The sequence below is a fragment of the Streptomyces sp. NPDC056486 genome (genome assembly GCF_042795295.1).
In the GTDB taxonomy this organism is placed as follows: domain Bacteria; phylum Actinomycetota; class Actinomycetes; order Streptomycetales; family Streptomycetaceae; genus Streptomyces.
This window is the reverse complement of sequence record NZ_JBHTSF010000214.1, coordinates 6658-12721: the sequence shown is the minus strand read 5'-3', so window position 1 is coordinate 12721 and position 6064 is coordinate 6658. Positions and strand designations below refer to the sequence as shown.

Here is a 6064-nt window from a genome sequence, read left to right as displayed (position 1 = left end):
CGGACGTCCGTGCGCCCCCGCCCTCCGTTACTCGCCTCCCAGGGCCGCGTTCGTGCCCTTGATATGGCGCCCCGGGTTGCTCTCCTTCGCGACCATCTCGGCGAACCACTCCATTGACTGCACGCCCTCTTCCTTGACGAACGCAGGGTTGGGGCCGAGCTGGAACCCACCGGGGAGTGGGCTGCCGTCTTCCTTGCGTGGCACTACGGCGCGCGCTGTCGGGTGCGCCGAGGGGTAGACGATGCAGTCGGCCAGTACCGCCAGCGGTGCGAGCCCGGTGTGAGCCCACGTCTTGACGATCTTCCGATGCTCACCGGTACGGGATGCGGAGATGACCATTGCGCGGATATGCGGGCTCCACGTCACCCGCTTCAGCGCGGCCCACGGCGCGTTGCGGTTCTCACGACTGCGCCGCTCCCGTGGCCGCTCGCGCATCTTGCCGATGGCGCCCTTGGCCGTCAGCTTGATTGCGGAAAGCAGCGCGACCGCCTCGGGGTCCCGCTCCTTGAGCGTGGCCATCGAGGAGATGAACAAGGCCTCGTCCATGCCCGGGACGATGCCGAGGTCGGCGAGGGTGTCCATGTAGGCAGCGCGCAGCCGGTTGTGCCACAGGTCCAGAAATCCGCCGGCATCGGGCCGCAGCCACGCAGCGAGCGGGCGCACCTCGATGCCGAGCTCGGCCGCGTACGCCAGGGTCGGCGTCGCGTACCAGGCCGGGCCCGTGGGCGGCTCACCGTTCGGGGTGAACGGTGAGGGCAGACGAGGATCGAGCTCGATCCATTCCTTGGTGCGCGGGTGCTTGGTGCGCAGCACGGCCCCGGAGAAGTCGCACAACCACGTTCCGGGAATCTTCTTGTCGAACGCCGGGCCGTCGGTGTAGACGGCCGGTCCTGTCCCGACGGTCAGACGGTTGGCCGCGGCCAGAAACGCGACGTTGAGGTCAAGGCCGACGACGTAGGGGAGGCGCGCCTCCTCCTGTGTCGCCTCCCGAAACCATTCCATGGCCTCCTCGACGAGCAGCACGTGAGCGGGGTCCTTGGCCTGCTCGCGGGTGCGGTCGGCCGCCAGCGGATGCTCGTCCGGCGCCTCGGGCGGTGCGGGATCGACCGGTTCGGAGATGGATCCCGGGACCGGCACGCGGTGCATCCGGCCGGTGCCGCGTTCGTATGCGGCATGCTTCGGCGGGCGCAGAGCCGTCATCAGGTGGGTGCCGGTCGAGGCGGTCGAGCCGCTCGGCGTGATCACACGCTCGGCGTACAGTCCCAACGCGTAGGCGAGGGCGGACGGGTGAGCGCCGTCGGCGATTCCCCCCCATTGGTTGTTGTCGTCGAACGCCCCCCACGGCAAGGACGCAATGCGCACGTTGTCGCGGTCCCTGAAAATGTGCGTCCAGGGGGCCAAGCCTGCTCGGCTCAGGGTCCAACCGGCCTCTGCCAGCGCCTTGACGGATGGGGCGCCCTCGGGCACTCGCAGCTGCCTTCGGTCCTCCAATGTGGCGGGGAGGCCCAGGAATTCGAGCGCGGATTCCGTCAGGACCAGCAGGGGGCCGAGGTCCTCGCCGTACTTGCTGCTGAGCTTGGCACGGCCAAGGCCGTAGCCGAGTGCCCAGTCTGCGGCCGACGAAAGATCGGTGACATCGGAGGGAAGGTCGACGCGCTGAAGGTCCGGCCGGTGTGCGATCAGTGCCCCGCCCTCGGCGTCGACGACGACCAGCGGTGCGGTGTACTCGGTCTCAGTCACGGTCATCACCGGAAGTCCAGCTCGATGTAGTCAATATCCTTCAGCTCGACCTCAAGGCCGCTCGCCCGCGTGTTGTGGTCGCGGAAGTACTCCTCAGCGAGAGCCTCCCCGACCAGCTCGTTCAGGCGGTCCTCGTTGCCGTCGCGCAGGGCGTCGAAGAGGTCCCCGATGAGGTGATCAGGCACGTCCTCGGCCATTCGGCGCACCCGTGCCGAGTCAGTCGAGTTGCCCGCCGCCGTGAACCCGAACGCCGATCGCGTCTCGACCTGCAGCCCTCGTTCGCGTGCCTCCTTCTCGGCACGGGCCCGTACACGCGGCTGGTGATCCCGGGTCACCTCCTTTTCGAGGCGTTCGAGAACCTCCGGGACGGTGGTTTTGGCGATCTTCCGTTCACCTGTGACGTAGCGCTGCACTGTGCGGCGCGAGATGCCGAGGCGTTCGGCGACACGCGCGGTGTCGCCTTTCTCCTTGCGCATCAGGGCGTTGAACCGGCCTTGAGGGGTCTTGGGGATGTCACGCGTCTGGAACGCGGCTTTGAATGCGTCGAGGATCTTTCCCATGGTGCCGACTCCTTTCAGGCGGTCCGGTGCAGGGGCAGGACATCGCGGGTGTCGTGGTCGGTCCCGGCCTGGAGGCAGGTGCCACCTCCGCACAGCACGAGCCGCGCCGGGGATGCCGACCACGTGGCGGTGCGGCACACCGAGCACTGGTCCAGGCGCAATTGGCCTTCGCCGGTGACCATGGCCTGAGCGGGGATCAGGTAGCGCTTGGCGCGCAGCTTGCCCAACAGCGTGTGGAGGTAGCCGGTCGGGTTGAAAGGATCGCGCGCTTCGGATGCGTCGAGTGCCCGTAGGATCGCGACCTCGGGCCACCCGGCGCGCAGCACGAACCCGACTGCCGTCTCCGCATCCGCGCGCTGCTCGGGGGACTCGCCGCGGTACCAGTCGACCTGATCGATGATGGCGGATGCCCTGGCCGGGACGAGTGCGCGCTCCTCCTCGGTGAGGGCGCGGGCGTAGAAGCCGCTCATGAGCTCGAACTGGGACGGTCCGCGGCCCTTGAACTTTCCGTCCTTACCCGGGACGGTCTTGATCCGGAATCGGACGTAGTCCCACTCGACGAGGTGGGGCCGGTGACGCTCGACGGAGCGCTTGGAAACACCGGCGGCGGCGGCGAGTTCCTCGATGTCGAACTCCCCGGACCAGCCGAGGCGCGCCAGCGCGAGCAGGCACTTGGCGCAGGTGGGGTCCGGGGCAAAGACAGGGTCGGACTCGATGATGTTCGCGGCCCACTGCTCGGCTCCGGGGAGTGCCGGTTGCCCGACCCCCACGCCCGGCAGCGGGGTGCGGCGGTTGGCGTCGATACGCGACCACGCGAACAGGTGTGAGAGATGGTTTCGTGTCGCTCGCGACTGGAGGCCGACGAGGGCGCCGAGCTCCGCCGCTTTGAGCGGGTCCTCGGGAGCGATCTTCTGGCGATCTTCGAGAGCCGCAAAAATCTTGCAGCAGGTAGGGCAGCTGTCCGGGCTGATTGCCCGATGGGTTGCCACGAATCGGCCTTTCCGGCCTGCTGCGGTGTGCGCCACTCAAAGGCGTGGGTACACTCGCAAGAGACCTAGCGGGTCGGCGAGAGCCTCACCGGGCGGGAGTTACCAGCTCCCGATAGAACCCCGGCGGGGCTTTTCGCACGTATGGGGGATGTTTTGAAGCTCGAAGGCTACGCCGAGCGTAACGGCGCGAATACCGCCTGCGACTAGGGGGGTTAGCTCACGACGAAGAGCGACTGAGAGCCGCCGATCGTCGCAGCACGCCGGACGGCGGGGAGCATCTCCACGGCACGCGACGGGCCACACATGAGGTCCGGCACCGGAATGCCGTAGTGCGCCGAGAGGCGGTCAAGATCGGGGAGCGACCAGGATGCGCGGCCGTTCTGCTTCCGGGACACCTGTCCCTGGGTGAGCCGCAGACCGCGCGCCAGGTCGGTCTGATTCTCGCCCGTGTGGTGCATCAGCGCGGCGACGGTGCTGCGGAGCGTGCGCTCGCTGTCCAGGCCCACCGGACCTGTCGGCAAGCTAGCCAGACCCTTTGCCATGACGGTTCCTCACTGTTTATGAGCTGGGCTCATAGTGCCAGATAGAGGGGTGCGGTCACATGCGCCACACCGACGCCCCGCACTCTTCCATGGTTACAGGTCATCTACAAGTCTTGCTTGTAGATGACCTGTAACCATGCGATCCTCGCCCCATGGCCACGACACCCACTCTCGAAGCGCTCCGCGACAAAGCGGAGAAGTCCCAGACGGCCGCAGACGCGGACAAGGCTGCTCTCCTGAAGGTTGCTGTCAAGGAGGCGATCAGGTCGACTGAATACGGGCATCTGACCGCCGTGTCGAAGCGGGCCGGCATCACCTCGCAGTACCTCCGCCACCTTGTCGAGGAGGCCCACCCCGGGTGGCTCGCCAAGGCCACCGAGCAGCGCCAGGCCGAGAAGCGCCAGCGGAAGGGGAAGGCGGCGTGAGCGCCAGCACCCGCACAGTCGAATGGCCCATAACTCCTGAAGGGGGCCGGGTATGAGTGCCCTGCCGACAGAGGAACCCGTAGACCCGTTCCACACCCACCTGGGCGGGGGGCCGCGTACCGTCACGCAACTGCGTGCCGCTCTCACCGCGGCCTCGGCCGCGGACCGCGAGGAGTTCGAGGCGCAGCTGGGGGGGCTCGACCTCGACGGCCCCGAGGAGTACGCCGCACTGGTCCGCGAGTGGCGTCACCGGCTGGTCATGCGCACTGACCCCCGCATCCTGGCCGCCGTCGCCGCGAGCGCCGATCCGACGGCTCCGCGTCACACATCGGCGGAGATCCTCCGTGACAGCCCGGAGACCGGCCGGTGAGCGCACCCGCACCCTGGTCCGTCGTCTACAGCGACATGGGCCGCCTCGCCCTGGCCACGGCCACCCCGGAGGAGCGTGCCGCGGTCCTGGCGTTCGAGAAGGAGCTTGCCCGCGACCCCTACACGCTCGGTGAGATCTACCCGGACCGTGTCGGCGGCATCTACACCGCGCTGCTCACCGTCGGGGGTCGACGGGGATGGACGTCCGTCCTGTACCGCGTTGACGAAGCAGCTCGCGAGGTGCTCGTCATCGCCCTCGTATCAGGGCCGTGATACTCGACTGAACCCCTGTGCTGTGGCCTCAGCGCCTGTACGGGAACCTCCGGCGTGGGCCGGAGGCAGCGCCGCAGCCTGCGAAAGCAAGGGGCGCTGCCTCACGGCGCGGGCCCGGACGCGACACGCGACCCGGGCCCTCCATGGCTTTTTGCCAAGGCTCCTGCTGTGCCGAGATCGGTAGCAACCCTTGGCCAACGCGCCGCCTCAGGTTCGAAAGTTCTCGCACACCTGCTCAACACGACAGGACCCACACCCTTGGGTGTGGGTCCTGTCGTGTTCCGGGGGCGAACGGCAGTCCCGAGTGCGGGAGAGGTCCGTACCGCCTGTGCGCGGCACGGACCTCGGTGGAGTCTCTCAGGCTTGATGTGACGCTGCCTCAGGGGTGGTTGGCGGCGCCTACTCGGGGCGAGGGGCCACGACTTGGGTGTGCCACTCCGGCGGGACGGCCACGGCGCCGGCACCTCCCCGGTACGTCACTGCTACGTGCTGCCCTGCCTGCGCGCGGTCGACGAGCATGCCCAGGCCGCGCGCGGCGACCTGTGCAGTGATCGTGTCATCCAGCTTGCCCCCGGCCTTCGCGTGCCAGTCGGAGGGCACCAGTACAGCGGCTGCGCGCCCGTGCCGGGTGATCACGTGATGGGCCCCGGTGAGGCGTACCAGTTCAAGGACGGCGCTCCATCCTGCCCTGGTCTCTTCGGCGCTGCTGCTGCTCGTTTCCATGAGCCGGAAGTGTACGGACTGCAGGGACCGCACGGACACCCTGCAACACCCCGAACTTCACGGACTGCATGGACTTCACGGACTGCAGGGTTTTGCGCTATGGTCCTTCACGTCGGACCGAGAGGCCCGGCGAGCGCCTTCCCCGGACCTCCAGCGGAACCTCGCTGCACGGCACAGGAGGAGTGTCCGTTCCTTCTCAAATCCATAGAGACAGCTCAAATCCCCGCCCTACGGCGGGGGTTGGAAACGCCCCGACCCGGTGTCATCAGCACCGGTCACCCCGGTGTCATCAGCACCGGTCCGGGGCCAGTCACAGCAACCTCACGAAACCGAGGAGCACCAATGAGGAACAGCAGCAAGCGCGTGGCGATCGCGGCTATCGCGACCACCGGAGTGCTCAGGCTGATCTCCACCACCGCCCAGGCGGACACGCCCGACCCGGA

8 protein-coding genes are annotated in these 6064 nt (G+C 68.1%); 3 read left to right on the top strand and 5 right to left on the bottom strand.

Translation table 11 applies throughout. The features are described from left to right. Positions 1–27: 27 nt before the first annotated feature. The 4 genes from tap to ACFQ7F_RS41900 all read right to left on the bottom strand — a co-directional run bounded on the left by tap (position 28) and on the right by ACFQ7F_RS41900 (position 3810). A complete protein-coding gene (gene tap / locus ACFQ7F_RS41915; RefSeq protein WP_383283439.1) occupies positions 28–1746 on the bottom strand; it encodes a telomere-associated protein Tap in 1719 nt (572 codons plus the stop codon). Continuing rightward, a complete protein-coding gene (gene tpg, locus ACFQ7F_RS41910) occupies positions 1746–2300 on the bottom strand; it encodes a telomere-protecting terminal protein Tpg (RefSeq protein WP_383283435.1) in 555 nt (184 codons plus the stop codon). Before tpg ends, tap begins: the two co-directional genes overlap by 1 nt. Positions 2301–2314: 14 nt before the next feature. Continuing rightward, complete coding sequence (locus ACFQ7F_RS41905; protein WP_383283431.1) at positions 2315–3289, bottom strand: hypothetical protein; 975 nt, start codon at positions 3287–3289, stop codon at positions 2315–2317. A 212-nt stretch (positions 3290–3501) separates the two neighbouring features. After that, positions 3502–3810 carry a helix-turn-helix domain-containing protein gene (locus tag ACFQ7F_RS41900; RefSeq protein ID WP_383283427.1) on the bottom strand — a complete coding sequence of 103 codons (309 nt, stop codon included), beginning with the start codon at positions 3808–3810 and terminating at the stop codon, positions 3502–3504. Positions 3811–3983: 173 nt separating this feature from the next. Between ACFQ7F_RS41900 and ACFQ7F_RS41895 the strand changes: the two genes are divergently transcribed. From ACFQ7F_RS41895 to ACFQ7F_RS41885, 3 genes are read left to right on the top strand one after another with little or no spacing between them, the layout of a single operon-like run. Further along, on the top strand, positions 3984–4256 hold the full coding sequence (locus tag ACFQ7F_RS41895) for a hypothetical protein (protein WP_383283421.1): 273 nt from the start codon (positions 3984–3986) through the stop codon (positions 4254–4256). Positions 4257–4308: 52 nt separating this feature from the next. After that, on the top strand, positions 4309–4626 hold the full coding sequence (locus tag ACFQ7F_RS41890; protein WP_383283417.1) for a hypothetical protein: 318 nt from the start codon (positions 4309–4311) through the stop codon (positions 4624–4626). Next, the gene (locus ACFQ7F_RS41885) at positions 4623–4898 is read left to right on the top strand and encodes a hypothetical protein (protein WP_383283413.1); all 276 of its coding nucleotides are present in this window, start codon (positions 4623–4625) and stop codon (positions 4896–4898) included. The genes ACFQ7F_RS41890 and ACFQ7F_RS41885 overlap by 4 nt, the downstream gene beginning before the upstream one ends. A 399-nt stretch (positions 4899–5297) precedes the next feature. Here ACFQ7F_RS41885 and ACFQ7F_RS41880 read toward each other — a convergent pair whose 3' ends face one another. After that, the gene (locus ACFQ7F_RS41880) at positions 5298–5621 is read right to left on the bottom strand and encodes a hypothetical protein (RefSeq protein WP_383283409.1); all 324 of its coding nucleotides are present in this window, start codon (positions 5619–5621) and stop codon (positions 5298–5300) included. Positions 5622–6064: the final 443 nt, after the last annotated feature.